Annotated in this window: 23 protein-coding genes and 1 pseudogene; 9 read left to right on the forward strand and 15 right to left on the reverse strand. The window is 71.1% G+C overall.

Going from position 1 to position 26,126, the window contains the following annotated elements; all coding sequences use genetic code 11:
* The first annotated feature begins 12 nt into the window (after positions 1–12).
* Together AB0N03_RS04185 and AB0N03_RS04190 are read left to right on the forward strand one after the other, a co-directional pair.
* Positions 13–996 carry an ATP-binding cassette domain-containing protein gene (locus AB0N03_RS04185; protein ID WP_364365076.1) on the forward strand — a complete coding sequence of 328 codons (984 nt, stop codon included), beginning with the start codon at positions 13–15 and terminating at the stop codon, positions 994–996.
* The gene (locus AB0N03_RS04190; protein WP_364365079.1) at positions 993–1,799 is read left to right on the forward strand and encodes an ABC transporter permease; all 807 of its coding nucleotides are present in this window, start codon (positions 993–995) and stop codon (positions 1,797–1,799) included. The genes AB0N03_RS04185 and AB0N03_RS04190 overlap by 4 nt, the downstream gene beginning before the upstream one ends.
* 69 nt (positions 1,800–1,868) lie before the next feature.
* Here AB0N03_RS04190 and AB0N03_RS04195 read toward each other — a convergent pair whose 3' ends face one another.
* Positions 1,869–5,033, reverse strand: coding sequence for a BTAD domain-containing putative transcriptional regulator (locus AB0N03_RS04195; protein WP_364365082.1), 3,165 nt, complete (start codon positions 5,031–5,033; stop codon positions 1,869–1,871).
* 164 nt (positions 5,034–5,197) lie between these two features.
* Between AB0N03_RS04195 and AB0N03_RS04200 the strand changes: the two genes are divergently transcribed.
* The 3 genes from AB0N03_RS04200 (at position 5,198) to AB0N03_RS04210 (ending at position 7,878) form a co-directional block, all read left to right on the forward strand.
* The gene (locus AB0N03_RS04200; RefSeq protein ID WP_364365085.1) at positions 5,198–6,631 is read left to right on the forward strand and encodes a M1 family metallopeptidase; all 1,434 of its coding nucleotides are present in this window, start codon (positions 5,198–5,200) and stop codon (positions 6,629–6,631) included.
* 76 nt (positions 6,632–6,707) lie between these two features.
* Positions 6,708–7,346, forward strand: a complete 639-nt coding sequence (pcp, locus tag AB0N03_RS04205; RefSeq protein WP_364365088.1) for a pyroglutamyl-peptidase I — start codon at positions 6,708–6,710, stop codon at positions 7,344–7,346.
* Between the two features lie 73 nt (positions 7,347–7,419).
* Positions 7,420–7,878, forward strand: coding sequence for a YbaB/EbfC family nucleoid-associated protein (locus AB0N03_RS04210; protein ID WP_364365091.1), 459 nt, complete (start codon positions 7,420–7,422; stop codon positions 7,876–7,878).
* A 51-nt stretch (positions 7,879–7,929) separates the two neighbouring features.
* Here AB0N03_RS04210 and AB0N03_RS04215 read toward each other — a convergent pair.
* The 4 genes and pseudogenes from AB0N03_RS04215 to AB0N03_RS04230 all read right to left on the reverse strand — a co-directional run.
* Positions 7,930–9,198, reverse strand: a pseudogene (locus AB0N03_RS04215) (Hsp70 family protein); the annotation flags it as partial.
* Between the two features lie 59 nt (positions 9,199–9,257).
* Complete coding sequence (locus AB0N03_RS04220) at positions 9,258–9,620, reverse strand: helix-turn-helix domain-containing protein (RefSeq protein WP_364365094.1); 363 nt, start codon at positions 9,618–9,620, stop codon at positions 9,258–9,260.
* Between the two features lies 1 nt (position 9,621).
* Complete coding sequence (locus tag AB0N03_RS04225) at positions 9,622–9,987, reverse strand: type II toxin-antitoxin system RelE/ParE family toxin (RefSeq protein WP_364365097.1); 366 nt, start codon at positions 9,985–9,987, stop codon at positions 9,622–9,624.
* Between the two features lie 99 nt (positions 9,988–10,086).
* The gene (locus tag AB0N03_RS04230) at positions 10,087–12,645 is read right to left on the reverse strand and encodes an ATP-dependent Clp protease ATP-binding subunit (RefSeq protein WP_364365100.1); all 2,559 of its coding nucleotides are present in this window, start codon (positions 12,643–12,645) and stop codon (positions 10,087–10,089) included.
* A gap of 344 nt (positions 12,646–12,989) precedes the next feature.
* Here AB0N03_RS04230 and AB0N03_RS04235 point away from each other — a divergent pair, with 344 nt between their 5' ends.
* The gene (locus AB0N03_RS04235) at positions 12,990–13,763 is read left to right on the forward strand and encodes a (2Fe-2S)-binding protein (protein WP_364365103.1); all 774 of its coding nucleotides are present in this window, start codon (positions 12,990–12,992) and stop codon (positions 13,761–13,763) included.
* A gap of 1 nt (position 13,764) precedes the next feature.
* On the opposite strand, the gene AB0N03_RS04240 is transcribed toward AB0N03_RS04235, so the two are convergent.
* The gene (locus AB0N03_RS04240; protein ID WP_364365106.1) at positions 13,765–14,334 is read right to left on the reverse strand and encodes a TIGR03086 family metal-binding protein; all 570 of its coding nucleotides are present in this window, start codon (positions 14,332–14,334) and stop codon (positions 13,765–13,767) included.
* Between the two features lie 65 nt (positions 14,335–14,399).
* Between AB0N03_RS04240 and AB0N03_RS04245 the strand changes: the two genes are divergently transcribed.
* Positions 14,400–15,233, forward strand: a complete 834-nt coding sequence (locus AB0N03_RS04245) for a helix-turn-helix domain-containing protein (RefSeq protein WP_364365109.1) — start codon at positions 14,400–14,402, stop codon at positions 15,231–15,233.
* 108 nt (positions 15,234–15,341) lie between these two features.
* Here the strand turns inward: AB0N03_RS04245 and AB0N03_RS04250 are convergent, their stop codons facing one another.
* Complete coding sequence (locus AB0N03_RS04250; protein ID WP_364365112.1) at positions 15,342–15,692, reverse strand: Lsr2 family protein; 351 nt, start codon at positions 15,690–15,692, stop codon at positions 15,342–15,344.
* A 146-nt stretch (positions 15,693–15,838) separates the two neighbouring features.
* Positions 15,839–17,350, reverse strand: coding sequence for a lysine--tRNA ligase (gene lysS, locus AB0N03_RS04255; RefSeq protein ID WP_364365115.1), 1,512 nt, complete (start codon positions 17,348–17,350; stop codon positions 15,839–15,841).
* A gap of 75 nt (positions 17,351–17,425) precedes the next feature.
* On the opposite strand from lysS, the gene AB0N03_RS04260 reads away from it, so the two are divergent.
* The gene (locus AB0N03_RS04260; RefSeq protein ID WP_364365118.1) at positions 17,426–18,178 is read left to right on the forward strand and encodes a class I SAM-dependent methyltransferase; all 753 of its coding nucleotides are present in this window, start codon (positions 17,426–17,428) and stop codon (positions 18,176–18,178) included.
* A gap of 37 nt (positions 18,179–18,215) precedes the next feature.
* A complete protein-coding gene (locus AB0N03_RS04265) occupies positions 18,216–18,617 on the forward strand; it encodes a DUF6640 family protein (RefSeq protein ID WP_364365120.1) in 402 nt (133 codons plus the stop codon).
* A 26-nt stretch (positions 18,618–18,643) separates the two neighbouring features.
* Here AB0N03_RS04265 and AB0N03_RS04270 read toward each other — a convergent pair whose 3' ends face one another.
* The 7 genes from AB0N03_RS04270 to AB0N03_RS04300 form a co-directional block, all read right to left on the reverse strand.
* Positions 18,644–19,420 carry a type III pantothenate kinase gene (locus tag AB0N03_RS04270; RefSeq protein WP_364365123.1) on the reverse strand — a complete coding sequence of 259 codons (777 nt, stop codon included), beginning with the start codon at positions 19,418–19,420 and terminating at the stop codon, positions 18,644–18,646.
* A 5-nt stretch (positions 19,421–19,425) separates the two neighbouring features.
* Positions 19,426–19,923 (reverse strand): aspartate 1-decarboxylase, encoded by a 498-nt coding sequence (panD, locus tag AB0N03_RS04275; protein WP_364365126.1) that lies wholly within the window; start codon positions 19,921–19,923, stop codon positions 19,426–19,428.
* 9 nt (positions 19,924–19,932) lie between these two features.
* Positions 19,933–20,838: a pantoate--beta-alanine ligase gene (panC, locus tag AB0N03_RS04280; RefSeq protein ID WP_364365128.1), complete on the reverse strand. Its 906-nt coding sequence runs from the start codon at positions 20,836–20,838 to the stop codon at positions 19,933–19,935.
* A complete protein-coding gene (locus AB0N03_RS04285) occupies positions 20,835–21,740 on the reverse strand; it encodes a DUF2520 domain-containing protein (RefSeq protein WP_364365131.1) in 906 nt (301 codons plus the stop codon). The genes panC and AB0N03_RS04285 overlap by 4 nt, the downstream gene beginning before the upstream one ends.
* 144 nt (positions 21,741–21,884) lie before the next feature.
* The gene (locus AB0N03_RS04290; protein ID WP_364365368.1) at positions 21,885–22,988 is read right to left on the reverse strand and encodes a PrsW family intramembrane metalloprotease; all 1,104 of its coding nucleotides are present in this window, start codon (positions 22,986–22,988) and stop codon (positions 21,885–21,887) included.
* A gap of 253 nt (positions 22,989–23,241) precedes the next feature.
* Positions 23,242–25,506: a DUF6779 domain-containing protein gene (locus tag AB0N03_RS04295; RefSeq protein ID WP_364365134.1), complete on the reverse strand. Its 2,265-nt coding sequence runs from the start codon at positions 25,504–25,506 to the stop codon at positions 23,242–23,244.
* 69 nt (positions 25,507–25,575) lie between these two features.
* Positions 25,576–26,037, reverse strand: a complete 462-nt coding sequence (locus AB0N03_RS04300; protein ID WP_364365137.1) for a DUF3180 domain-containing protein — start codon at positions 26,035–26,037, stop codon at positions 25,576–25,578.
* Positions 26,038–26,126: the final 89 nt, after the last annotated feature.

Below are 26,126 nucleotides of genomic sequence, written 5' to 3' on the forward strand. Positions count from 1 at the left end.
GGAGGAACGCCCATGTCGCACGCGATCCAGGCCGAGGGCCTGGTCAAACACTTCGGGGACACCAAGGCGCTCGACGGGGTGGACCTCGAGGTCCCCTACGGCCAGGTGGTGGGGGTGCTCGGGCCGAACGGCGCGGGCAAGACGACCGCGATCCGCATCCTGGCGACACTGATGAAACCCGACTCCGGCAGAGCCACGGTCGGGGGCTTCGACGTCGTCACCGACCCGGTGCGGGTCCGCAGCCTGATCGGGCTGACCGGGCAGTACGCGTCGGTCGACGAGGACCTCAACGGCATCGAGAACCTCATGCTCATCGGCCGGCTCTACGGCCTGTCCCGCGCCCAGGCCAAGGCGCGGGCCGTCGAGCTGATCGAGCGGTTCGAGCTGACCGCCGCGGCCAAGCGGCCGATCCGGACGTATTCGGGCGGCATGCGGCGGCGGATCGACCTGGCCGCCAGCCTCGTCGGCCGGCCCGAGGTGCTCTACCTCGACGAGCCGACCACCGGGCTCGACCCGCACGCCCGCAACGAAGTCTGGGCCGTCGTCCGCAACCTCGTCGCCGAGGGCGCGACGGTGCTGCTGACCACGCAGTACCTCGAAGAGGCCGACCAGCTGGCCGACAAGATCACCGTGTTCGACCACGGCCGGGTCGTCGCCGACGGCCGCGCCGACGAGCTCAAGCGCCGCGTCGGCGGGCAGACGCTGCAGGTCCGGCCGACCCAGCTGTCCGACATGGACGCCGTCAACCGGATCCTCGGCGACCTGTCCGGCGTCAAGCCGACCCGGGACGACGCCAGCGGGCTGCTCACCGCGCCGGTCAACGACCCGGTGCTGCTGTCCACTTTGGTCCGCAAGCTGGACGAAGCCGGGATCACCGCGGACGAGCTGGCGCTGCGGCTGCCCAGCCTCGACGAGGTGTTCCTCGCCCTGACCGGGCACACCGCCGACGAGCCGACCGAAGACACCACCCGCGACCTCGAAGGGAGCCTGGCATGACGACGCTGGCGCTCGACCGCCCGGCCCCGCCGCGGCACATCAGCCCTGCGAAGGGCCTCCAGCACGCGCTTTCCCTGGCTTGGCGCGGCATCCTGAAGATCCGCAAGAACCCGGAACAGCTGGCCGACGTCACGCTGATGCCGATCATCTTCCTGGTCATCTTCGTCTACCTGTTCGGTGGCGCGCTGTCCGGGTCGACCGACGCGTACCTGCAGATGGTCGTGCCGGGCGTCATCGTGATGAACATCCTGCAGGCGTGCCTCACGGTCGGCACGAACCTCAACACCGACATCACCAAGGGCGTGTTCGACCGGTTCCGGAGCATGCCGATCGCCCGGTCGGCTCCGCTGATCGGCGCGGTGCTGGCCGACGTCGTCCGGTACGTCGTCTGCTTGGTCGTGCTGATGGTGGTGGCGACGATCATGGGCTACCGGATCGCGACCAGCCCCGGCGAGTTCGCCGTGGCGATCCTGCTGGCGCTGGCGTTCGGCCTGTGCTTCTGCTGGGGCTCGGTGTTCGTCGGCATGGTGATGAAGTCGCCGGGGTCGGCGCAGGCGCTGATGTTCGTCTTCATCATGCCGCTGACGTTCGGCAGCAACGTGTTCGTCAGCACGGCCACGATGCCGGGCTGGCTGAAGGCGTGGGCGGACATCAGCCCGGTGAGCCTGATGGCGAACGCGCTGCGCGGCCTGATGAACGGCGGCGCCGTCGCCGGGCCGCTGGCCGGGGCGCTGGCCTGGATGGCCGGTGCGGTGATCGTGTTCTTCCCGCTGGCCACCTGGGCCTACCGCCGGCGGGTCTGAAAGGCGCCGACGCACGGGGGTGAGTCGCGCCAGGGGGAGCTGGAGGGGACGTCCGCGAGGGCGTCCCCTTCAGCTTATCGCGGCGTACAGCTCGGCGATGGCGTCCTCTTTGGACATCGCGCGCACCGCCGCGATCAGCTCTTCGTACCGCGCGTCGGAAAGCTCCGCGCGCAGGTGGGCGATCAGCTCGCGCACCTCCGGGCTGCCGAGGTCGAACCGGCCGCGAATCAGGGCCGACGCGCCCAGCGTCCGGGCCGCCTCCTCCGGCCGGCCCTGCCGGTCGCGGACCAGCGCCAGCAGCTCGACGGCGCCGGCGAGGTCCGGCATGTCACCGCGATCCCGGCTCGTGGCGATGGCCTTGACCACGTGCGCCTCCGCCACGTCGGGCCGGTGCTCGGCCAGCGCGAGCCGCGCCTCGAACGCGCTCACCCACTCCTCGCCCATGCCCTCGGGGAACGCGGCTTCCCACGTCAGGGACCGGAGCTGGGTCAGCTGCGCGCGTGCGTCGGCCACCCGCCCGCTGCGCAGGCACAGCTCGATCCGGCCGAACATCAGGATCGCCCGCTGTTGCGGGTTCTCGAACGCCCGCCCGTAGCGCTCGGCGGCCTCCTGGTCGCGCCACGCGCCTTCGAGGTCGCCGAGGCGGGCGCGTTCGATGGCCAGGCGCCACCAGTGCTGGACGACGTCCTCGGGCGAGCGCAGCTCCATCGACAGCGCAAGTCCCTGCTCGTAGACGTCGATCGCGCTCTCGCCCTTGCCGGCCTGGGACAGCGCGTTCGCCTTGAAGCTCAACGTCATCGCCGTGCCCCAGCGGTCGCCGACTTCGAGGAAGCCCGCGTGCGCCAGGTCCCGGGCCCGGTCCGCGCCTTCGACGTCCCCGGTGTCGTCGAGCAGGAAGCTTTCGACCCAGTAGCCGCCCGAGCGGGTCCAGGTGTCGTCGTCGGCCTGCGCACGGTGCACCTCGCGCATCGCGAGCTCGCGATCGCCGCCAAGGAACGCCAGCATCGGCAGCGCCACGGACAACCCCGGGTACTTCCCCACCGCCCCGGTACGGACGCACTCGTCGACCACCTCCCGGACGCCGTCCATCGGGAACCGCGACGGCACCTGGTGGAACAGCCGCGAAATCGCGCGGTAGGCGGCGTTGACGTCAGGCGGCAGCCGGTCACCGAAGCCGAGCACCGCGTCGATGAGCTCCTCGGCCCGCTGGCCCTGCCCGAGGATGGTGAAGTACCAGAACATCCCGTTGAGCAGCCGCACCGAAGTGTCCACATCGGACATTTCGATGGCCGTACGCAGGGCGCCGGTCAGGTTGGCCGACTCCGCTTCGTAGACGTCGATCGCGGACAGCTGCTCGCCGGTGCGCAGCAACGGTTCCGCCCATTCGGCGAGGCCGACGTAGTAGTTCGCCATCGCGCGCTGGAACGCGTCCCGCTCGCCGGACTCGGCGAGCCGCTCGCCGGCGTAGGCCCGCAGTGTCTCGAGCATCCGGTACCGCGGCTCCCCGCCGCGGTTCACAGTGTCCACAATCGACTTCTCGACGAGCGTGCCGAGCACGTACGGGACGTCGGCGGCGGACAGCGACTCGTCCGCGCAGACCCGCTCGACGGCGTCCATCGGCGCACCGCTGGGGAACACCGCGAGCCGTCGCGCGAGCACCAGCTCCGGCTCGGTGAGCAGGTCCCAGCTCCACTCGACGACCGCGCGCAGCGTCCGCTGCCGCGGCAGCGCGGTGCGGCTGCCCGAGGTCAGGAGCCGGAACCGGTCGTCGAGCCGGGCGGCGATCTGGGCCGGCGTCATCGACCGCAGCCGCGCGGCGGCCAGCTCCAGGGCGAGTGGCATCCCGTCGAGCCGGCGGCAGATCTGGCCGACGTCGTCCACAGTGGACTCGTCGAGCACGAAGTCGGGCTTGACCGCGCTCGCGCGGTCGAGGAACAACCGCGTCGAGTCCAGTTCGGCGGATTCGGCGGGCGCCGCGCGTTCGGCCGGCACGGGCAGCGGCCCGAGCGGGCAGAGTGCCTCGCCGGTGATGGCCAGCGGCTCGCGGCTGGTCGCCAGGATCCGCAACCCGGGCGCGCGGCTCAGCAGGTCGTCGGCCAGCGTCGCGGCCGCGTCGATGACGTGCTCGCAGTTGTCCAGCACCAGCAGCGCTTCGCCGCCGGCCAGCACCTCGGCGGCCTGGCCGAGCAGGTCCGGCCGCCGCCGCACCTCGGTGTCGGCGCTGCGGATGTCGCGCACCTCCAGCGCGCCGGCCACCGCGCCGACGACATCGCCGGGATCGCGGACGCCGGCCAGCGGCACGAACCACACCCGGCCGCGTGCGTGCGCCGGGTGCCGCGAGGCCGCCTCGGTGGCCAGCCGCGTCTTGCCCGCCCCGCCCGGGCCGGCCAGGGTGACCAGCCGGGCGCCGCCGAGCAGCTCGGCCAGCAGCTTGAGCTCGTCGTCGCGGCCGATGAACGTGGTCAGCCGGGTCGGCAGCCGGTCGGTGACCGGTGCCGGCGGCGCGAACTCGCCGCGCAGCGCCGCGAGGTGGATCTCCTGCAGCTCGGCCGACGGGTCGACGCCGAGCTGGTCGGCCAGGGTGCGGCGGATCCCGGTGTACACGCTCAGCGCCTCCGACTGGCGCCCGGCCGCGCAGAGCGCGCGGATCCGCAGCCCGGCCAGCCGCTCGCGCAGCGGGTCGGCGTCGGCCGCGGCGGCCAGGTCGGCGAGGACGCCGGCGTGCTCGCCCAGCCGGATCAGGGCTTCGAACCGGTCTTCGGCCGCCTCGGCCCGCAGGTCGGCGAGGCGGCGGGCGGGCGCGGACGCGAACGGCGCGTCGAGGACGTCGGCGAGCGCGCCGCCCTGCCAGAGCCCGAGTGCTTCGGCCAGCAGCTCGGCCGCGTGGGCGTCCCGGCCCGCGGCGAGTTCCCGGCGGCCGTCGGCGGCGAGCCGTTCGAACCGCTCGGCGTCGACGTCTTCGCGGGCCACGGCGAGCCGGTAGCCGCCGGGGCCCGACTCGACGGCCACCGGCAACGCCTTCCGCAGCCGCGAGACCAGCGACTGCAGGGCGTTGGCGGCGTCGGCGGGCGGTTCGGCACCCCAGAGTCCGTCGACGAGCGCGTCGGCCGGGACCGCGCGCCCGGCGTCCAGCGCGAGCCGCGCCAGGAGCATGCGGAGGCGGGCTCCGCCGATGTCGATCGGCGTGCCTTCGTCGTCGGTCGCCCGCAGCGGGCCCAGCAGCGCAACGCGCATGCGTCCAGCTTTCCAGACCGCGCCCGGGCGCCGGGGGCGGATGGCCGGAGCGGCACCGACGTAAGTGCTGATTTTCCGGACAAATACGACGTCATACCGCCCGGCGGGACGTTCGTGGCGCTACGTTGCGGTTCCACGTCCACCCCAGACGGACAGGAGCGTTCATGAGGGGACAGAAACCGGTGGTGCTCGCCGCCGCGCTGCTCACCGGCATCTGCTTGAGCAGCGGGGTCGCGGCCGCCGGGAACGACTGGGGCGCCGCGAAGCCGGGCAGCGACGGCGCCGGCGACAGCTACTACCCGCAGGACGGCAACGGCGGCTACGACGTCGCCGACTACGACCTCAAGGTCGGCTACGACCCCGCCTCGCACCAGCTCAAGGGTGCGCAGGACATCTCCGCGCGGGCGACGCAGTCGCTCAGCTCGTTCAACCTCGACTTCCGCGGCCTGACCGTCGACTCGGTGAAGGTCGACGGCCGCGGCGCGAAGTTCAGCCGGACCGGCGACCACGAGCTGGTCGTCACGCCGTCGCGGTCGCTGCGGCGCGGTGAGCACTTCGAGGTCAAGATCGACTACCACGGCGTGCCCGCGCCGATCGAGGACCCGTCGCTCGGCAACAACGGCTGGCAGTACGCCCAGGCCGGCGGCGCGTTCGTCGCCGGCGAGCCGAAGTCGGCGACCACCTGGTACCCGGTCAACGACACCCCGCTCGACAAGGCCACGTTCCACCTCGCGATCACCGTGCCCGACGAGTGGGGGGTGATCGCGAACGGCCGCGAGAAGCCGTCGTTCAAGGCACCGGGCGGCACCACGCACGTCTGGGCCGAGGAAACGCCGATCGTGCCGTACATGACGACGGTCGCGATCGACAAGTGGACCTTCGACCGCCAGAAGCGCAAGGACGGCACGCCGATCGTCAGCGCGTTCGCCCCGGGTGTCCCCGACTCGACGAAGCAGGCCGAGGCGCGGCTGCCGGAGATCCTCGACTTCCTCGAGTCGAAGTTCGGCAAGTACCCGATCGACGCGGCGGGCGGCATCTTCCTCAACGAGCAGATCGGCTTCTCGCTGGAGACGATGAGCCGGCCGATCTACTCCGCGGGCTGGGCCGGCACGGTGCCGACGATCGTCCACGAGAACGCCCACCAGTGGTACGGCGACTCCGTGGCCGTGTCGCATTGGCGTGACGTCTGCCTGAACGAGTGCTTCGCGTCGTACGCGACGTGGCTCTGGGACGAGGCCAAGGAGGGCGTCGACCTGAACAAGCAGTACGCGGACGACGTCAAGAAGGCGTCGACGGCGTTCTGGAACGGCAAGCTGTACGACATGGGCGCCGGCAACGAGTTCACGTACGTGTACTCGAAGGGCCCGATGATGCTGCACGCGCTGCGCAACTACGTCGGGCAGGCCGCGTTCGACCGGGTGCTCAAGACCTGGCCGTCGCTGCACCGGAACGGGAACGCGAGCATGCAGGACTTCCAGCGGTACACCGAGAAGATCGCGCACCAGAACCTCCAGGGGTTCTTCGACGCGTGGGTGTACGGCGCCGGCAAGCCCGCGGACCAGTACCTCTTCCCGGGTGGGCTGAAGCCCGCCGCCTGATCCCGTAGTTCGTGAAGGGCACCCTCATGGCTTTAAAGTCCACGAGGGTGCCCTTCATGGCGATTGGGGAGGACAGATGGCCAAGGTGCTGATGACGGGGTTCGCGCCATTCGACGGGGAGTCGGTGAACCCGTCGTGGCAGGCGGTTTCCCTACTCGCCGCGCGCCGCGACGACGTCGCCGCGGTCGAGCTGCCGTGCGAGTTCGCCGCGTCGCTGCCGGCTTTGTTCGCTGCTGTGCAGGAACACCGGCCGTCGCTGGTGGTGTGCGTGGGCCAGGCGGGCGGCCGCCTCGAGGTGACGCCGGAGCGCGTCGCGGTCAACCTGATCGACGCGCGCATCCCCGACAACGCGGGCGAGCAGCCGGTGGACGTCCCGGTGGTCCCCGAGGGCCCGGCGGCGTACTTCACGACGTTGCCGGTGAAGGCGTGCGTGGCGGAGATCCGCGCGGCGGGCGTGCCGGCCTCGGTGTCCCACACCGCCGGGACGTACGTGTGCAACCAGGTCTTCTACGGGTTGATGCACTTGCTTTCGACCCTGCCGGACGTGCGCGGCGGGTTCGTGCACGTGCCGTTCAGCCCGGAGCAGGTGGCGGCGTCCGGCAAGGCCGCGCCGTCGCTGGGGGTGGACCGCATCGCCGACGCGCTGGAGGTGCTGGTGGACACGGCGCTGCGGACCACGGAAGACCTGGCCGTCAGCGCGGGCGCGGAACACTGACCGCTGCCGTGATCTGAGGCACACCCCTTGTGAAAGACCCTGACGGGCGGCTGAACGGTGTTTACATGATCGGATGGCCGACCGATCAGCGAAACCGGACCGCGAAAGCCTCCTAGGCGAGCTGTCCGCACTGTCGGCGACGGCGACGTCCGCCGACAGCGCCGTCTCGGTATCGGTCAACACCGACGGCGTACTGACCCAGCTTCGGCTCACTGACGCCGTCTCGCGGATGTCGCCGGACGAGATCGCCGACGCCGTGCTTCGCACCTACGTCGAAGCGCAGCGGGACTCGGCGAAGCGGACCAGTCAGCTGCTGGCGCCCCTGGGCAGCGGCGGTTACCTGATGGACCGGCTGCGCTGGCGGGAGCAGTTCGAGCCGGCGCCTCGGCCGTCTGTTCCGCGGCGCGAAGAGCGGACTGACACGGTGCTGCAGGACCGGTCGGCCGAGGCCCCGGCCGTCGCACCGCCGCCCGGCCCGATGGCGGACGACGACTTCTACCGCCAGGGCCCGCGGATGGACCAGGCCTGGTGAGCCGTCAGGCGGGTTTGAGCTCGCCGGTGAAGTACGCGAGTCGCACTAGGTGACGAGAACGAGCACGGTCACCACGATCGCGACGACCACGAGCACCGCCAGCGCGATGAGCCACGGCTTGGCGTTCTTCTCCGGCTTCGGCGGCGGCGCGTACTGAGGTGGCCGTTGCTGCGGTTGCGGTTGCGGTTGCTGCCAGGGCTGCGGCCGCGGCGGCGTCACGGGCGGGCGGACCGGCGCGAACGCGGGCACGGTGAGGTCGGCGGTGTTGCCCAGCGGCACGTGGTGAAGGCCGAACGCGACGGCCGTCTCGGGCTGGTCCTGCGTGGTCGGCGTGACGCCGAGCTGGCGCCCGAGCAGCGTGGCCAGCAGCGGCATCCGGCTCGGGCCGCCGACGAGGTAGACGCCGGCGAGTTGCCCGGGGTTCAGGCCGGCGCGGTGGATCGTCTCGGCGAGCAGCTCGGCGCTGCGCAGCAGGCTGGGCCGGACGAGCGCTTCGAGCTCGTCGCGGCTGACCAGGACGTCACCGAACGGCTCGGGCATCGGCACGTGGGTCTGCGTGTGGCGGGAGAGGCTTTCCTTGGCGTCACGGACGTCCTGCAGCAGCGCACGCCGGGCGCGGCGGTCGGTGGTGGACTGCGGGCGGAGAAGCCGTTGCCACTGCGCGGGATCGGCGTGCGAGACCGAGCGTCCGATGTGGACGAGCAGGGCCTGGTCGATGTCGAGGCTGCCGAGATCGGACAGGCCACCTTCGGCGAGTACGGCGAAGCCCTGCCGGGACACCCCGACAACGGCGCAGTCGAAAGTGCCGGCGCCGAGGTCGTAGATGCCGATCGGGCCGGTGTCGCGGTGGCCGATGCTCGCGTAGTGCGCGGCCGCGGCGACGGGCTCGGGAATCAGCCGGACATCGGTGAGCCCGGCCTTGGCGGCGGCGGTGCGGATCGCTTCCTGCCGGGTGCCGCCCCAGCCGGCGGGGTGCGAGATCCGCGTCTGCCCGGGCGGTCGCCCGAGCTGCCGTTCGGCTTCCTCACCCATCCTGCGCAAGACGGCGGCGAAGGCATCGGTGACGTCCACGGCGGTGTCGCCGAGCCGCAAGGTGCCTTCGTCGATGCGCCGCTTGGGGTTGGGCTCGAACCGGCCGGGATCGAGCCGCGCCCGCCGTTCGGCATCCTGCCCGACGACGAGCAGGCCGTCATCGTTGACGAAGACGGCGGAGGACATGGTGACGGACCCATCGACCTCGATGGCCCGCGGCCCGCGCCCGAAGGCGGAGAGGACGCCGACGGTGCTGGAAGTTCCGAAGTCGATCGACAGCACGTCCACGCGGATTCCCCTCCCAAGGCCCGCGGGCATCGTCTCACGGGTCCGGGGGCGTCCCTCGGTCAGGCGCAGGCGTCGGCGGAACCCCGCTCCGCGGCCGAAACGGTGACATCGTGGTCCTCGAAATCGGCGACCACCCGCATCCGTCCACCGAGCGCCGTGATGTAGCGGCGGAGGGTGTCCAGCTCCATCTGCCCGGGATCACCCTGCTCGAGCTGGCTGATCCGCGGCTGGCTGACGCCCATCCGCCGCGCCAGCTCGGTTTGGCTGATGCCGACGTCCTCGCGGAGCTGAGCCAGGCGAAACCCGAGCACGTAGGCCTGAGTGGCCTCGCGCGCGGCGGTTCGAGCGGCTTCGACGTCCCGGCCCGCCTCCCGATCGACGGCCGCCTTGTCCGCCTTCACTTCCTTCCAGGTCCGGCTCATCTCAGCCCTCCTCTCCGTGCCTCAGGTGCTCGCGGAACCGGTGCTCCGCGATCGGGATGTTCCGGTCGTACCAGCTCTTCCAGTTCCCGGCTTTGTCGCCGGCGACCAGGAGCAACGCGCGTCGGACGGGGTCGAACGCGAAGAGGATCCTGATCTCGCTGCTCCCCGCGGATGCCGGTCGTAGCTCTTTCAAGTTGTGCAGGCTCGAGCCTTTGATCCGGTCGACCAACGGGCGGCCGAGGCGAGGTCCTTCACGGGCGAGCACGTCGATCGCCTCTTCGACCCGGTCCGCCGAGATCGGGTCGTCCCGGCACAGGTCCCCGAACCACCGATCGACCTCGTCGTGCAGTTCGATCTCCCACTCCATCCGACGACTATAATGTACGCCTTATGGGCGGAACTCGCCAGACGCGAGAAGGGCGGCTCCCCGAGGGGAACCGCCCTTCCTGCGAACCAACTCAGCCGATCACTCGCTCTCGGCTTCGCCGCCCTGCTCCTCGTGGCCCGCGCCGATGCTGACCGGCGGGGCGTCCGGGATCGAGGACGGCCGGCGCTCACCGCGGAAGGTGAACTTGGCCTGGTCGTCCTTGTCCTCGGGGTTGCCGCTCCAGCCCTCGACGTCGACCAGGATGATCTGGCCGGGCTCGACCTCGCCGAAGAGGATCTTCTCCGACAGCTGGTCCTCGATCTCGCGCTGGATCGTGCGGCGCAGCGGCCGCGCACCCAGCACCGGGTCGAAGCCGCGCTTGGCCAGCAGGGCCTTCGCCTTCGACGTCAGCTCCAGCTCCATGTCCTTGGCCTTGAGCTGCTTCTCCACCCGGTTGATCATCAGGTCGACCATCATGATGATCTGGTCCTTGGTCAACTGGTGGAACACGATGATGTCATCGATCCGGTTCAGGAACTCCGGGCGGAAATGCTTCTTCATTTCCTCGTTGACCTTTTGCTTCATCTTCTCGTACTTCGTGCTGGAGTCGCTGCCTCCGGCGAAGCCGAGCGAGACGGACTTCGAGATGTCCGACGTGCCCAGGTTGGACGTGAAGATGAGGACCGTGTTCTTGAAGTCGACCGTGCGACCCTGACCGTCGGTCAGGCGGCCGTCCTCCAGCACCTGCAGGAGCGTGTTGTAGATCTCCTGGTGCGCCTTCTCGATCTCGTCGAACAGGACCACCGAGAACGGCTTGCGACGCACCTTCTCCGTCAGCTGGCCGCCCTCTTCGTAGCCGACGTAGCCCGGAGGGGCACCGAAGAGCCGCGAAGCGGTGTAGCGGTCGTGGAACTCGCCCATGTCGATCTGGATGAGCGCGTCGTCCTCGCCGAACAGGAACGCCGCCAGCGCCTTGGAGAGCTCGGTCTTACCGACACCGGACGGGCCGGCGAAGATGAACGAGCCCGACGGGCGCTTCGGGTCCTTCAGACCGGCACGCGTACGGCGGATCGCCTGCGAGACGGCCCTGACCGCGTCCTCCTGGCCGATGATGCGCTTGTGGAGCTCGTCCTCCATGCGCAGCAGCCGGGTGGTCTCCTCCTCGGTCAGCTTGAACACCGGGATGCCGGTCCAGTTGGCTAGCACCTCCGCGATCTGCTCGTCGTCGACCTCGGCGACGACGTCGAGGTCGCCGTCCTTCCACTGCTTCTCCCGCTCGCCCTTCTGGCCGAGGAGCGTCTTCTCCTCGTCACGCAGGCGGGCGGCCCGCTCGAAGTCCTGCGCGTCGATCGCGGACTCCTTGTCGCGGCGGACGTTCGCGATCTTCTCGTCGAACTCGCGCAGGTCCGGCGGCGCGGTCATCCGGCGGATGCGCATCCGCGCGCCGGCCTCGTCGATCAGGTCGATCGCCTTGTCCGGGAGGAACCGGTCGTTGATGTACCGGTCCGCCAGGGTCGCGGCGGCGACCAGCGCCGAGTCGGTGATCGAGACGCGGTGGTGCGCCTCGTACCGGTCGCGCAGGCCCTTGAGGATCTCGATCGTGTGCTCCAGCGACGGCTCGCCGACCTGGATCGGCTGGAACCGGCGCTCGAGGGCGGCGTCCTTCTCGATGTACTTGCGGTACTCCTCGAGCGTGGTCGCGCCGATCGTCTGCAGCTCACCGCGGGCGAGCATCGGCTTCAGGATCGAAGCCGCGTCGATCGCGCCCTCGGCGGCACCCGCCCCGACCAGCGTGTGCAGCTCGTCGATGAACAGGATGATGTCGCCGCGGGTCTTGATCTCCTTGAGCACCTTCTTCAGGCGCTCTTCGAAGTCACCGCGGTAGCGGGAGCCGGCGACCAGGGAGCCCAGGTCCAGCGTGTAGAGCTGCTTGTCCTTGAGCGTCTCGGGCACCTCGCCCTTGACGATGCTCTGCGCGAGGCCCTCGACGACGGCGGTCTTGCCGACGCCGGGCTCGCCGATGAGCACCGGGTTGTTCTTGGTCCGGCGGGACAGGACCTGCATGACCCGCTCGATCTCCTTGCCGCGCCCGATGACCGGGTCGAGCTTGCCCTCGCGGGCGAGCACGGTCATGTTGCGGCCGAACTGGTCCAGCACCAGCGACGACGACGGGGTGCCTTCACCACGGCCGCCGGAACCGGTTTCGGTGGACTCCTTGCCCTGGTAGCCCGAGAGCAGCTGCAGCACCTGCTGACGGACCCGGTTGAGGTCCGCACCCAGCTTGACCAGCACCTGCGCGGCGACGCCTTCGCCTTCGCGGATCAGGCCCAGCAGGATGTGCTCGGTGCCGATGTAGTTGTGGCCGAGCTGCAGCGCTTCGCGCAGCGACAGCTCCAGCACCTTCTTCGCCCGCGGCGTGAACGGGATGTGCCCGCTCGGCGCCTGCTGGCCCTGGCCGATGATCTCTTCGACCTGCTGACGCACGCCCTCCAGGGCGATGCCCAGCGACTCCAGCGCCTTGGCGGCGACACCCTCACCCTCGTGGATCAGACCCAGGAGGATGTGCTCGGTGCCGATGTAGTTGTGGTTGAGCATCCTGGCCTCTTCTTGAGCCAGCACAACCACCCGCCTCGCGCGGTCGGTGAACCTCTCAAACATGTGCACTCCCTCGACTGCTGCGCCGGCGGTCCGTTGTCCATCGTGCTTTCACCGCGATGGATTCAGCACCGTGAGACCACTCTAGTAGCCAACTGGTCGCGCTGGCGTACCACTACGGCTCTTCGCGGTCTTTCCCGCACCCGGACGTGGGGTCTTCCGGATGCTTCCATCATCAGGTTGCCCTGCACCTTTACGTCAACCCCAACGTGCGAGTGGCCACCCGGATTCCGCCATCCGCGCGGTGTCCGCTCACCGCGAACAGGTCCGCAACCTGGGAGTGACCGGGGTGACAGCCACCCGATCGGCGGATCCTGTTAGGTTAGGCAGACCTAAGGAGGATGTCGTTGACGCAGCCGAGCACCCGCCAGACAGACGGCCTCGCGCCGTCCCTGCGGCGGCTCCACCTGCGGCGGGACGTCCCGGCGGGCTGGATCCGCTGCTCGACGGCCCTGGCCGGACCCGGCTTCTTCGACGAGTGGCGCACACGGCTGACCGGGTGGTTGCGGCGCGAGTACGGCGAGGCGCCGCCCCGGACCGCCGACGCCTACCTGATCGCGTGGTACCTGCACGTCCCGGCCCAGGTCGGCGCGCTGCTGCTGCACCACGAGCGGCGGGTGCCCGCGCTCCGGCCCGTGGACCTGGCGTTCCGCGTCGGCGCCGGGCAGCCGTACCCGGACGCCCTGGCGGTGCTCGGCGACGGTTTCCGCTGCCTGCCGACCGACCCGGCCTCGGCCGCCCCGGGAGCGACGGTGGTCCGCGACGAGCGAGCCCTGGCGGCGGTCCTCCGGGCCCGCTACACGGCACACGCGGCCCAGTTCGTCCAGGCCTACGGGCCGCACAGCCGCTTCGGCCGCCGCACGCTCTGGGCCGCGGCGACCGACGCCCTGGAGAACGCCCTGTGGGGAGCGGGCCGGGCGGGCGGCACGGCGGAAGCGGAGGGCGCGGGCGTCGCCGACGCGGCCCTGGTCCTCGACACGCGGTACCCGCCGCTGACGTCGGCCTCGACGTTGCGCCTGGTGGACCGCGACTGGACGCGGCGGCGGGAGAGCTGTTGCTTTTCGTACCTGCTCCCGGCCGAGTCCGAGTGCGACGGCTGCCCCCGCACCTGTTCCCGGTGAGCTAGCGCGTCCAGGCCGGATCGCGCCCCGAGGCTCCCAGCGCCCGCTCGAGCACCGGAGCGTCCGGTGCCACCGGAACCGCGGGCCCGTATACCCCCATCGACCGCGCCTGCTCGCCCATGGCCACCGCCGACTCGTACACCGCCGTCGCCGCCCCTGGCGCGCAGCGGAGCTCCTGGCCGCTCGCCCGGGCCAGGTCCCAGCCGTGCAGGACGAACTCGCCCAGCACCATGTCGCCGACCACCGACGCCGGCAGCCGCGCGGTCCCCAGCGCCGTCGTGCCGGTCCACGCCGACGGCGTCCCGAAGACGTCCACGAGCGTCTCCGTCTGCTTCTCCAGCGCCGCCCGCCAGTCGTCGGTGACGAGCGCCGCCTCCGCCTCGCCCGCGGACGGCGACGGCGGGTCCTCGCGGCGTCCCGCGGCGACGAGCCACGGGCCCCAGTAGAGAAGGTGGTTGAGCAGCCCGCGGACGTCGTAGCCGGCACACGGCGTCGGGACGGTGAGGTCGGCCACGGCGTGGGCGACCCGGAGGAACCCGGCCGCGGCGGGCCGGATGAGCTCGGCAGTCATCCCGCGATCCAATCCTCCGGCCGAAGAAGCCGTCTTGAACGAACGCGACAGCTACCGTGGACAGCGTGGGCGAGCACCGGATCCCGCGCGGCATCGTGGCCGAGGCCACCGCGCGCACGATGTTCACGCTGACCCGGCACGCACCCGCACCCGAACTGGCGGAATTCGTCGACTACCACTGGGTACTGCGCTGGGACCGGCGCGGCAAGCCACCCCACGAACAGCGCGTCCTGCCGAACCTCGCGGTGCACGTGACGTTCTTCCCCGGGGCGTCCGGTGTGTACGGCCCGGCCCACGACGTTTTTTCCCACCACCTCGAAGGCCGCGTCCAGGGCCTCGGCGTGCGTTTCCGGCCCGGGTGCTTCCGCGCGTTCCTCGATGGCCCGGTGAGTGACATCGCCGACCGCGCTGTCCCGCTCGCGGACGTTTTCGGGCCGAAGGCGATCGAAGCCGCGGAATCGGTGCGGACCGCCGCCGATGACGCGCAAATGGTCCGCGCGGTCGACAACTTGCTGATCGCAAATCCCGCGGAGCGGTCGACGGCCGCGCGGCAGGCCGCCGGGGCCGTGGAATCAATCGCGCGCGATCCGGGAATTACCCAGGTGGCGCAACTCTGCGCCGATACTGGACTAACCACCCGGTCCGCGCAGCGGTTGTTCGCCGAACACGTCGGCTGCACACCCAAGTGGGCGATCCGGATATACCGCCTCAACGACGCGGCGCGGCGGATCGCCGCGGAAGGAGCGCCGGATTACGCCGGTCTGGCGGTTCGATTGGGCTATAGCGACCAGTCGCACTTCATCCGCGATTTCCGCGCGGTGACGGGTCAGCCGCCCGCCGAGTACGCCCGGATGGCCCGGGTGGACACCGAACGGACACCGGACAGCGACCGGACATGAACAAAGCCGCCGGGCGAATTCGCCCGGCGGCCTCGGCTGGAACCCCGCTTCGAGGAGTTTCCCCAGTCGTCCCGGTGACCTGCGGACACCCGGACAGCTGAAGGACCCTCAGTTCTTCTTGTGGTAGGCCTCGACGACCTCGGAGGGGATCCGGCCCCGGTCCGAAACGGCGTAACCGTTCTTGCGCGCCCACGACCGAATGGCCTGGTTCTGTTCCCGGTCGACGGCGGCGGGCCGGGCCGGGCCCTTGCCCGTGACCGGCCGCACCGAAGCGCGCTTGCGGCCACCCGCGCGCCGCGCGTGCTCCACATACTGGGCGAGCGCGTCCCGCAGCTCCTCGGCGTTATCCGAAGAGAGGTCGATCTGGTAGCTGACGCCGTCCAAACCGAACTCGACGGTCTCTTCCGCCTCACTGCCGTCGAGGTCGTCGACCAGCGAGACGAGCACCTTCTGTGCCATCCGATTCCTCCTGCGGGGACTTGCTCAATGATCTGGTTACGGGGCGAGCCCCGGGACAGAAGTCTTTGTCTAGAACATTAGTACCCGCTTCGGGAGAGCAGCGCAAATCTCATTGCCATAACTGGTGGCTATCCCACACGGCCGGGTTATTCGGGACGCACGAGCGGGAAGAGGATCGTCTCCCGGATACCGAGACCGGTCAGCGCCATGAGGAGCCGGTCGACTCCCATTCCGACGCCGCCGCTCGGCGGCATTCCGTACTCCAGGGCCCGCAGGAAATCCTCGTCGAGCCGCATGGCTTCGCTATCGCCCTGCGCCGCCAGCAGCGACTGTTCGGTGAGCCGTTCCCGTTCGACGACCGGATCGACCAGCTCGGAGTATCCGGTGGCGAGTTCGAATCCGCGCACGTAGAGGTCCCACTTCTCGGCCACGCCGGCCCGCGAGCGGTGCTGCCTCGTCAATGGCGACGTCTCCAGCGGAAAATCACGGACAAACGTGGGGGCGTGCAGGTGATCGCCGACGAGGTGTTCCCACAGTTCCTCCACCAGCTTCCCGTGCCCGAGCTTCGGATCCACTTCCAGGCCCCTGGCCTGCGCGAATCCGTGCAGTTTGGCGGCGGGCGTCTCCGGTGTCACCTCTTCGCCGAGGGAATCGGACAACGACTCGTACATTCCGAGGGTGGTCCATTCGCCGGACAGGTCGTACTCCGAACCGTCGGCCAGGGTGACGACCTGGGTGTCCAGCACCGCCTGCGCGGCCTCCTGGATCAGCTCCCGCGTCATCACCGCATTCGTGTCGTAGGTGGCGTAGGCCTCGTAGTACTCGAGCATCGCGAACTCCGGCGAGTGCGACGAGTCGCTGCCCTCGTTCCGGAAGTTGCGGTTGATCTCGAAGACCTTTTCGATGCCGCCGACGACGCAGCGCTTGAGGTAGAGCTCCGGCGCGATCCGCAGGAAAAGCTCGAGGTCGAACGCGTTCGAGTGCGTGACGAACGGGCGGGCCGCGGCGCCGCCGTGCAGCGTCTGCAGCATCGGCGTCTCGACCTCGGTGAACCCGCGGCGGTGGAACGACTCCCGCAGCGACCGGACCACGCCGGCGCGCGTGCGCACGACGTCCCGCGCGCGCGGGCGCAGGATGAGGTCGACGTAGCGCTGCCGGATCCGCGTTTCCTCGGCGAGGTCCTTGTAGGCGTTCGGCAGCGGGCGCAGCGCCTTCGACGTGATGCGCCAGGCGTCGGCCATCACGGACAGCTCGCCGCGCTTGGACGTGATGACCTCGCCCTGCACGAACACGTGGTCACCGAGGTCGACGTCGGACTTCCACGCCGCCAGCGCGTCCTCGCCGACCTTCGCCAGGCTGATCATGGCCTGCAGCTCGGTGCCGTCGCCCTCGCGGAGGCTGGCGAAGCACAGCTTGCCCGTGTTGCGCAGGAACATCACCCGGCCGGTGACGCCGACCGTCTCGCCGGTGGCGGTGTCGACGGGCAGTCCCTCGTGCGCCGCCCGCACCTCGGCGAGCGAGTGCGTCCGGGGGACCTCGACCGGGTAGGGATCGATACCCTCCGCGAGGATCCGGTCGCGCTTCTCCCGGCGCACCCGCATCTGCTCGGGCAGTTCGTCTTCGGCGGGCTCGCTGGTGGGAGGGGGCTTTTCGGTCATGGCCATAGGGTACGAACCCGGCCGCGCGCTACGCCAACCGGATTACCTTTCCTTTCCGTCCATTAACCTGGGCCGGTGAGTGATCCCACCCGCGCCCGGCGGGCTTCTTCCTTCGGCAGCCGCGCGGCCGCGTACGCCGAGCACCGGCCCGATTACCCGCGGGAAGCGCTCGCATGGGGCCTTTCGGGCGCGAGCGGAACGCCGCGGCGGGTGCTCGACCTGGGCGCCGGAACGGGCAAGCTCACCCTCGGCCTGGCCGAGCTCGGGCTCGACGTCACCGCGGTCGAACCCGACCCGGAAATGCGCGCCGAACTGGGGCGGCTGGTGCCGTCGGCGACGTCCTTGGCGGGCCAGGCGGAACGGATCCCGTTGCCCGACGCCGAAGTCGACGCGGTTTTCGTCGGCCAGGCGTTCCATTGGTTCGACGTGCCGGCGGCGATGACGGAGATCGGCCGCGTACTGCGCCCGGGCGGCGCACTGGTGCCGATGTGGAACTACGAAGACGATTCGGTGCCGTGGGTCGCGGAGTTCGCGAAACTCGGCCGGACCGGAGTGAGCCGGGCCTGGACCGACGGCAGCCAGGAACCCGCCACCCACGTGTCATTCGAGCCCTTCGAAAGCCAGGCGTTTCACCATGCGCAACGGCGCACGGCGGAAAGCCTCGTCGAAACGATCGCCACGCATTCGCACCTGATCGTCGCGGATCCGGCGGACGCGGCCGCGGTCTTGGCGGAGATCCGCCGTTTCCTCGCGGCGAATCCGCACACCGCGTCCGGCGAGTTCGAGCTGCCGTTGCGCACCTGGGTGTTCCGCGCCCGCCGCCGGTGATTGACCTCGATCGAGGTAGAGGTTCGATACTGGCGTGATGAGCAGGAAATCACTGGGGCGAACCCTGATCTCGCTGGTATCGGTGGTGACGGCCGTAGGCCCGTACCGCGCCGACTGGAACGAAACGCACGTGCTCAACCCGGCGTGGCCCCCGCACGCGAAGTTCCACAACGGCCAGACGATGAGCCTCGGGCTCGCGCTCGGGACCACCAGCCTCTGGCAGCTGTGGCGACGGCCGAGCCGGGCCGGTCTCGACGCCGGGGCGGTCCTGGCGTCGCTGTACTGGCTGACGCAGATCTCGGCGCTGGCCTATCCCGGGTCGAAGGCGGTGGACCCACCCGGAACGGCCAAGTTCCCCCAGGCGGTGGTGGCCTTCCCGGCGTTGGCGGTCACCGCGCTGGGCTACGTGCTGGAGCGGCGCCGGCTGGCCAAGGACTGACGAGCCGTCCGCCCCTGGCCACCCGGTCAGGGGCGGGTGTTCCGCTCGAAAACCAGCCGCAACCCCAGCAGCGTCAAATCCGGCACGTGATCGGTGATCGTCTCCGACTCGCCGATCACCAGCGGTGCCAAACCGCCGGTCGCCAGCACCGCCACCGGTTCCGTCCCGCCCGGGGACAGCTCGCGGACGATCCGGCGGACCAACCCGTCCACCTGCCCGGCGAAGCCGTACAGGATCCCGGATTGCAGACACTCCACAGTGTTCTTCCCGATCACCGACCGCGGCGGCACCAGTTCGACCTTCCGCAACGCCGCCGCGCGCAACGCCAGCGCGTCCACCGAGATCTCGATCCCCGGGGCGAACGCCCCGCCCAGGAACTCGCCCCGCGCGGAAATCGCGTCCACGTTCGTCGACGTCCCGAAGTCCACCACCACACAAGCCGTGTCGTGCAGGTGGTGCGCGGCCAGCGTGTTGACCAGCCGGTCCGCGCCCACCTCCTTCGGGTTGTCCACCAGCAGCGCCACGCCCGTGCGCACTCCCGGCTCGACGACGATCTTCGGAACGCGGGCGTAGTACCGCGAAAGCATCACCCGCAGCTCGCGCAGCACGGCCGGGACCGTCGACAAAGCACTGATCCCGGAAACCGAGTCCGCGTGCGGGCCCAGCAGGCCGCGCACCGTCAACGCCAGCTCGTCGGCCGTCATGCGCGCGTCCGTGCGCATGCGCCAGTCGCCGACCAGTTCGCTGCCGGAGTACAGCCCCAGCACGATGTTCGTGTTGCCGACGTCGACGGTGAGCAGCAAGCGGGTCAGCTTTCCGCGTGCAGCAGCGCGTCGAGGCGGCGCGCGTCCGCCGTCTCCGCGACCGGGAACACCGCCGTCTCCTCCTCCGGCGGCAGGGTCACCGTGCCGGACAGCAGCCCCGAACCCTCGGGCGCGTGGCCCGGGTCGGCGTGCCGGTGGACGACCCGGTTGTCCGCGTCGACGAACACCACGCGCGGCTCGTACGTCGCGGCTTCGGCGTCGTCCATCTGACCGTACGAAATGAGGATGACCAGGTCACCCGGGTGCACCAGGTGCGCCGCGGCGCCGTTGATGCCGAGCACGCCACTGCCGCGCTCGCCCTTGATGACGTAGGTCTCCAGCCGCGCCCCGTTGGTGACGTCCACAATGGACACCTGTTCTCCCGGCAGCAGGTCCGCGGCCTCCATCAGGTCCTCGTCGACGGTGACCGAGCCGACGTAGTGCAGGTCGGCCTGGGTCACGGTGACCCGGTGGATCTTCGACTTGAGCATGGTGCGGTACATAGTGGACTCCTATTCCCCTGCGTCCAGCCGCTCCGGGTGTTCCACGGCAGCGCCGAGCAACACCGGGACGTTGTCGATCAGCCGGGTACTCCCCACCCGGGCCGCGATCAACAGTCGTGCCTCACCGTCGACGGGCGCGGGCCCGAGGTCGGTTCCCCTCAACTCCAGGTAATCCACCTCGACCGCGGGCCGCGCGGCGAGGGTCTTCCACGCGGTCTCGAGGACCGCGTCGGCTCCGTCGCGCCCGACGAACGCGCCCGCGGTGAGGGCGGCCGACAGGACGACGGCGTCTTCACGCTGCTCGGGCGTCAGGTAGACGTTGCGCGACGACAGGGCCAGCCCGTCGCGCTCCCGCACGGTCGGCACGCCGATGACGTGCGTGTCGATGTTCAGGTCCCGCACCATCCGCTTGATCAGGACCAGCTGCTGGTAGTCCTTCTCGCCGAAGAGCGCGTAGTCCGGGCGGAGCAGGTTGAACAGCTTCGCCACGACGGTGAGCACGCCGGCGAAGTGACCGGGCCGGACAGCGCCCTCCAGCTCCTCGCCGAGCGGGCCCGGGTGCACGGTCACGACGGCGCCCTCGCCGTAGAGCGTGTCGGCGCTGGGCGTGAACGCGATTTCGACGCCGTCCTCGGTCAGCACGGCCAGGTCGTTCTCCAACGGCCGCGGGTAGGCCTCGAAGTCCTCGCCCTCGCCGAACTGCAGCGGGTTGACGAAGATCGAGGTCGCCACGACGTTGTTCGGCAGCCGCTTCGCGCGGCGGATCAGCTCGCGGTGCCCGGCGTGCAGCGCGCCCATGGTCGGCACGAGCGCCAGCTTGCGGCCGACGCCGTGCAGGGCCCGGCTGACCTGGCTCATCTGCTCGGGCGACGCGAACGTGTTCAACGTGCCGCGGCTGAATTTCGGTGTGGTCACTGGTCTTGGTGCCCTTCGGCGGGATCGTCGAGGAGTTCGGTGAGGCCTTTGGCGGCCGCGGTGTCCAGCAGCCCGGCGGCCGAGGAACGCGCCACCGTGCGCTTGGCCAGCGCCCGGTAGGCCGGCGCCACGTCCGGTGCCCGGTCCGCCAGCACCTCGAGGTGCTGGCGGACGGTGCCGACGTCGCCACGGGCGACCGGGCCGGTGAGCGCGCGGTCGCCGTGTCGGAGCACATTATCCAACGCCGCCGAAAGCAGTGGCGCCACCAGGCGTTCGGAATGCTCGATTCCCGCTTCCCGCAAGACTTCCGCGCAGTCGGCGACCAGCGTCATCAGGTGGTTCGCGCCGTGGGTCAACGCTGCGTGATAGAGCGCTCGCGCGGAGTCGGGGATGCGCACCGGCTCGGCGCCCATCTCGACCGCGAGGGCCTCGCCGACGCTCCAGGCGGCGTCGTCGTCGGCCGCGGCGGTGACGCCGATGCTGCAGGCCGCCAGCCGCTCGAGGTCCTCCTCGCGGCCGGTGAACGTCATCACCGGGTGCAGCGCGAGCGGCAGCGCCCCGGCCTCGGCGGCGGGCGCCAGCACGTCGATGCCCTGCGCGCCGGAGGTGTGCACGACGATCTGCCCGGGCCGCAGCGACCCGGTCGCGACCAGCCCGCGGACCATGCCGGCCAGCGCGTCGTCGGGGAGGGCGAGCACCACCAGGTCCGCCCGGCGGACAGTCTCGTCCGGCGGCAGCAGGGGCACGTCGGGGAGGAGGCGCTCGGCACGGGCCAGCGACGCGGCGGACAGCCCCGACGCGGCGACCACGGTGTGCCCCGCCCGGGCCAGCGCGGCGCCGAGCACGCTGCCCACCCGGCCGGCGGAGACGACCCCGACCGCGAGGCGAGCGGGCCTGTTCATGGCGTGCGCCTATGGACGCTCATGGTTGGCAGACTCCCTCTGCTCTCGTTCCAGTCCCGTTCCGGGTACCGGACGAACGGCGCGAGACTAACTCGATTGCGCGCGCGGCGTTGAGCCCGGGTGACGAGCTTCACCCGGACCGGGTCACCCTCGGGCGGCCTCGTCGGCGAGGCGCGTCGCCTCCGCCCGGGCGGCCTTCAACGTGCGCAGCAGCTCCTGCTGGCGTTGCCGGTCGGTGTCGGTGGTGAGCTCCCGCCGGTCCAGGAACGCGAGCTCCGTCACGCTCGCCTGGTACACGGCGACGGCCTTCGCGGCCCGCTTGCCGGACTGGCGTTTCGCCTGCCGCCGCCAGGCCCGCCGGCCGGGGAGGCTGGCCAGCAGGTCGACCTCCGACGGCGCGATCCACCGCGCCGTGGCCATGTGCGGCAGGGCGGTGGCGATGATCCGCTGCTCACGCCGTCGTTGCAGGACGACCAGGTAGACCACGCCGAGGAACAGCGGCAGCATGATCAGGAAGTAGACGGTGAGGAACTTCGACCCGCCGAGCAGCGCGGCGCTGTTCCACAGCGCGTGCAGGCAGACGGCGGCCAGGTAGCCGGCGAGCGGCGCCAGCACCTTCATCGCCTTCGTCGTCGTCCGCGCGGCGATGCCGATCCCGATGCCCGTGAGCACGGCGAACAGCGGGTGCGTGAACGGCGCGAGGACGCCGCGGAGGAAGAACGCCGTGATGACGCCCTGGCTGTGCCCGTCGCCGAAGCCGTAGTCGTTGAAGGCGCGGCCGAAGTAGTAGATGTTCTCGGTGAACGCGAAGCCGGCGGCGCTGAACCCGGCGTAGACGACCCCGTCCACGACGCCGTCGAACTCGCTGGAGCGGCGCCAGAGGATGAGGACGACGAAGAGGGCCTTCGCGGCCTCTTCGACGACGGGCGCGGACACCAGCGCGGCGACGGTGTTGCCGCTGCCCTTGCCGAGCAGCTCGTCCCCGACCGCCTCGGCGGTGGTGTTGATGAGCAGCGCGGTGATCGTCGCGATGCAGGCGCCCCAGGCGAAGGCGAGCAGCAGGAACTTCGCCGGTTCGGGCTCCCAGCGGTCGACCCAGAGGAACCCGGCGACGACGCCCGCGACCGGCACGAGCGCGGCGAGGACCCCGATGGTGACGGCGAGGGGGCCGACCCGCGCCGTGGCCAGGCCGAACAGGAACAGGCCGCACAGGGCGACCGCGATCAGCCCGAGCACCGGCAGCAGCACGGTGATCCGGCGAGGCCGCCGTCCGCGATCGAGTCTCGTCGCGGGCGAGAGGGTTCCGCTCACAGCCGGTCACCCTACGCAGACGGGACAGGAAGAGAAACGCCACCTGGCACACACAGCGCTCGCCCGGTGTGACATCGGCCGCGTCCCGAGCGCCCCAATGTGGCCTTCGGTGCGTTCAACGCACCCAAGGGGCCCTTCGGTGCGTTGAACGCAACCAAGGCCACATTGGGGCGTTGGGATCGAGCCGGCCTCAGTCCTCCGCGCGACGGCGGCGGCGGGGCGTCGAGCCCGTGCCGCCGTTCGCCGCCAGGAGCTCGCTCACCGAACGGCCCGCCGTGTGCGATCCGCTGCCCGGCTGCGGCTCGGCCGACCGGTGGCCGTTGCGGGCGTGGCCGTTGCTCGCGCCGTTGTGACCGTTGCCGTTGTGGCTGTTGTGGCCGTTGCCGTGGTGGCCGTTGCCGTTCTGCGGCACGTCCGCCGGGTCGACCGGGGCCATGTTGCGGCGCGACATCGACGCCCGCTCGGCGACCATGCCTTCCCACGCCGGGGGCTCGCCGTCCGGACGACGGCGACGGCCGCCGCCGGTCGGCTCCGGGGCCGGTACCGCCGGCATCTGCTGCGACTCGTCCGGCTTGCGGCGACGGCCACCCGAGCGGCCCTGGTAGTCGCGGACCGACTCCGGGAGCGTCGGGTTCGCCATCGGCGCGGCGGCCTGCGCGGCCTCGGCGGGCGCGCGGTGCGAGCCGCCGTGCCGGGAGGCCGGCTCGTCGAGGATCGGCGACATGTCCGCCCGCGAGAACTGCTCCAGCCGCGACGGACGGCGGCCGTCGGCGGCCGGGACCGGCGTGGTCGGCGGCACCACCGGCGGCAGGTTCGTCCGCGACGGCTGCCGCGCGGCCGGGCTGTTGTTCGGCACCGGTGTCGTCGGCGGGACGACCGGGGGGAGGTCACGACGCGAGGCCGAGGCGTCCCTCGGCGTCGGCGGGGCCTTCGGCTCGGGCGGCTTCGGCCGGTTGGGCCGCTGCCGCTCGGCGAAGTCGTCGCGGTTCTGGAAGGCCGCGCTCAGGTCGGTCACCGGCCGGAGGTCCGACCGGGACATCTCCGACGGCCTCACCGGCGGGGCCGGCCGGGGCGGCGCCGGCCGCGGCGGCTCGGGCGCCTTGCGCGGGTCGGGACGCGCGCCGTTCGGCTGACCGCCGACGCGGGGCAGGTCCGACCGCGACATCTCGACGCGAGGGATGTCGGGGCGCGACATCTCCACCCGCGGGATAGCGGGCATCGACCGCTCGACCCGCGGGATGTCCGGACGCGACATCTCCACCCGGGGAATGGCCGGCATCGACCGCTCGACGCGCGGAATGTCCGGACGGGACATCTCCACGCGGGGGATGTCCGAACGCGACACCTCGCCCGGGCGCACGGGCGGCCGTGACGGGTCGACCCGCGGCAGGTCCGAACGCGACACCTCGGCGGGCCGCATCGCCGGCCGCGACAGCTCCGCCCGGCGGGCGGGCGGCGGCTCGGGGCGGCGGATCTCCGTCTTCGGCTCCGGGGCGCGACGGATCTCGGTCTTGGGGTCGGGCCGCGGCACCTGGCGCGTCGGCTCGGCGGCGGCGTCGGGACGGCGCTCGGGCTGCTTCGCGACCTCTTCCGGCTCCGGCAGCCGCATGGGCTGCGACTCGGCCTGGCGGCGGGCCGCCTCGGCACGCAGCTCGGCGGCCTTCAGCTCGCGCTGCGCGGCGTTCAGGGCCGGGTCGACGGCCGGCACCGGCGGACGGCGTTCGCTCAGCGGCGCCGGCCGGGCGATCTGCTGGGTGCTCTGCGCGTTGACGTTCGCCGGGGCCTTCGGGGCCGGCTTGCCGCCGAAGCCCTTGCCCTTGCCGAGGCCCTTGCCGTTCGCGGGCTTCCCGCCCGACGCCTTGCGGCGACGCTCGTCGAGCACCCGGTCGATCAGCTCGGTCGGCCGCTCGCCCGACTCGGCGGGCTTCTTCCCGGCCATCAGCTGGGCCGGCCTCTTCTTCGGCGCGGCGTCGGGGATCATGCGGTTGTCGTCGGAGAGCTTGCGCATGCGGGTCGCCTGCGCGGTCAGCGCGACGCGTTCGAGCAGCACCTCGCCGCCGAACAGCGACTGGAGGCTGTCGCGCAGCGCGGACACCTCGACGCGCAGCGCCTCCAGCTCATCGCGGCCGCGGGAGTCGGCCTCGCTGCGGTTCTCCGCCTCCACCTCCAGCTCGTATTCGCGCCGGGCCGCGATCTCGCGTTCCAGCTCCAGCTCGTACACAGCCTGCGCCTCGGAGACCGCGTCCTCGCTCTGTGCCGCGTGCTTGCGGTACTTCACGGCGAGAAAAGCGCCGATCAGGGCCGCCCAGAGGGCGGCGACGATCCCGAGCCTGAGATAGCGGAGATCATCGCTGAGCACCAGTGCGAGGGTGGCTCCGATGGCGAGGACGAATCCGACGACGAGCCACGGCCTGCCCAGTAGGCGGCCGCGCGAGTCGTCACCCACGCCGGTCATGCCTGACACCGTACCTGCTCGTAATCCGAACGAGACCTACTCGGTCCCGCGAGCGGTGGGATTCCAGCGCTAACCGGTCGTCCCGCGGGTGTGCTCCCGGTCTTGGTCACGGGGGGTCCGGCAGCAGTGCTCGAGCCACAAACCCGCTGCTACCAGGGCCGCGGAGGACGCGACGCCGACCACGCCGGCGCGGGTGTCGAGCACCGCCGCGACGAATTCGTCACGTCGCGGCAAAACGTAGGCGAGCGCGGCCAGCCAGGCGCCGCCCATGAACGCTCCAGCGAGTGACGAAGCCTTGGCGAGGGCCACCGATCGGGCGATCCCGATAGCGGCAACGACGCGGCCGTTCTTGATCCGAGAGCGAATGGACAGCGCGAGCCCGGCCTCGACGGCGGCCAGCACGGCGAAGGTGACGCCGGCGAGCGTCGGCAGCTGGGGCAGCGAGCCGTACGCCACCAGGAAGAGCAGGTAGCCGAGGACCAGGCCGAGGGCTCCGGCCACCACCAGGTCGCGGGGCCGGGTGAAGTGCATGCTCCAACCGTACCGAGCTGCGCCGTCCGAGGCTCGGGGCTTCGCCATCGGGACCCTCGAGAGCTAGGTTGACTCTCCCCCGACTGGAG

Origin of the sequence: Amycolatopsis sp. NPDC051061 (genome assembly GCF_040682935.1) — a bacterium.
Classification (GTDB): Bacteria; Actinomycetota; Actinomycetes; order Mycobacteriales; family Pseudonocardiaceae; genus Amycolatopsis.

What these genes read in the sequence shown, in the direction of transcription:
- AB0N03_RS04185 (WP_364365076.1), top strand. Translation starts at nt 13, where the DNA reads ATGTCGCACGCGATCCAGGCCGAGGGCCTGGTCAAACACTTCGGGGAC.
- AB0N03_RS04190 (WP_364365079.1), top strand. Translation starts at nt 993, where the DNA reads ATGACGACGCTGGCGCTCGACCGCCCGGCCCCGCCGCGGCACATCAGC.
- AB0N03_RS04195 (WP_364365082.1), bottom strand. Translation starts at nt 5,033, where the DNA reads ATGCGCGTTGCGCTGCTGGGCCCGCTGCGGGCGACCGACGACGAAGGC.
- AB0N03_RS04200 (WP_364365085.1), top strand. Translation starts at nt 5,198, where the DNA reads ATGAGGGGACAGAAACCGGTGGTGCTCGCCGCCGCGCTGCTCACCGGC.
- pcp (WP_364365088.1), top strand. Translation starts at nt 6,708, where the DNA reads ATGGCCAAGGTGCTGATGACGGGGTTCGCGCCATTCGACGGGGAGTCG.
- AB0N03_RS04210 (WP_364365091.1), top strand. Translation starts at nt 7,420, where the DNA reads ATGGCCGACCGATCAGCGAAACCGGACCGCGAAAGCCTCCTAGGCGAG.
- AB0N03_RS04220 (WP_364365094.1), bottom strand. Translation starts at nt 9,620, where the DNA reads ATGAGCCGGACCTGGAAGGAAGTGAAGGCGGACAAGGCGGCCGTCGAT.
- AB0N03_RS04225 (WP_364365097.1), bottom strand. Translation starts at nt 9,987, where the DNA reads ATGGAGTGGGAGATCGAACTGCACGACGAGGTCGATCGGTGGTTCGGG.
- AB0N03_RS04230 (WP_364365100.1), bottom strand. Translation starts at nt 12,645, where the DNA reads ATGTTTGAGAGGTTCACCGACCGCGCGAGGCGGGTGGTTGTGCTGGCT.
- AB0N03_RS04240 (WP_364365106.1), bottom strand. Translation starts at nt 14,334, where the DNA reads ATGACTGCCGAGCTCATCCGGCCCGCCGCGGCCGGGTTCCTCCGGGTC.
- AB0N03_RS04250 (WP_364365112.1), bottom strand. Translation starts at nt 15,692, where the DNA reads ATGGCACAGAAGGTGCTCGTCTCGCTGGTCGACGACCTCGACGGCAGT.
- lysS (WP_364365115.1), bottom strand. Translation starts at nt 17,350, where the DNA reads ATGACCGAAAAGCCCCCTCCCACCAGCGAGCCCGCCGAAGACGAACTG.
- AB0N03_RS04265 (WP_364365120.1), top strand. Translation starts at nt 18,216, where the DNA reads ATGAGCAGGAAATCACTGGGGCGAACCCTGATCTCGCTGGTATCGGTG.
- panD (WP_364365126.1), bottom strand. Translation starts at nt 19,923, where the DNA reads ATGTACCGCACCATGCTCAAGTCGAAGATCCACCGGGTCACCGTGACC.
- AB0N03_RS04285 (WP_364365131.1), bottom strand. Translation starts at nt 21,740, where the DNA reads ATGAACAGGCCCGCTCGCCTCGCGGTCGGGGTCGTCTCCGCCGGCCGG.
- AB0N03_RS04295 (WP_364365134.1), bottom strand. Translation starts at nt 25,506, where the DNA reads ATGACCGGCGTGGGTGACGACTCGCGCGGCCGCCTACTGGGCAGGCCG.
- AB0N03_RS04300 (WP_364365137.1), bottom strand. Translation starts at nt 26,037, where the DNA reads ATGCACTTCACCCGGCCCCGCGACCTGGTGGTGGCCGGAGCCCTCGGC.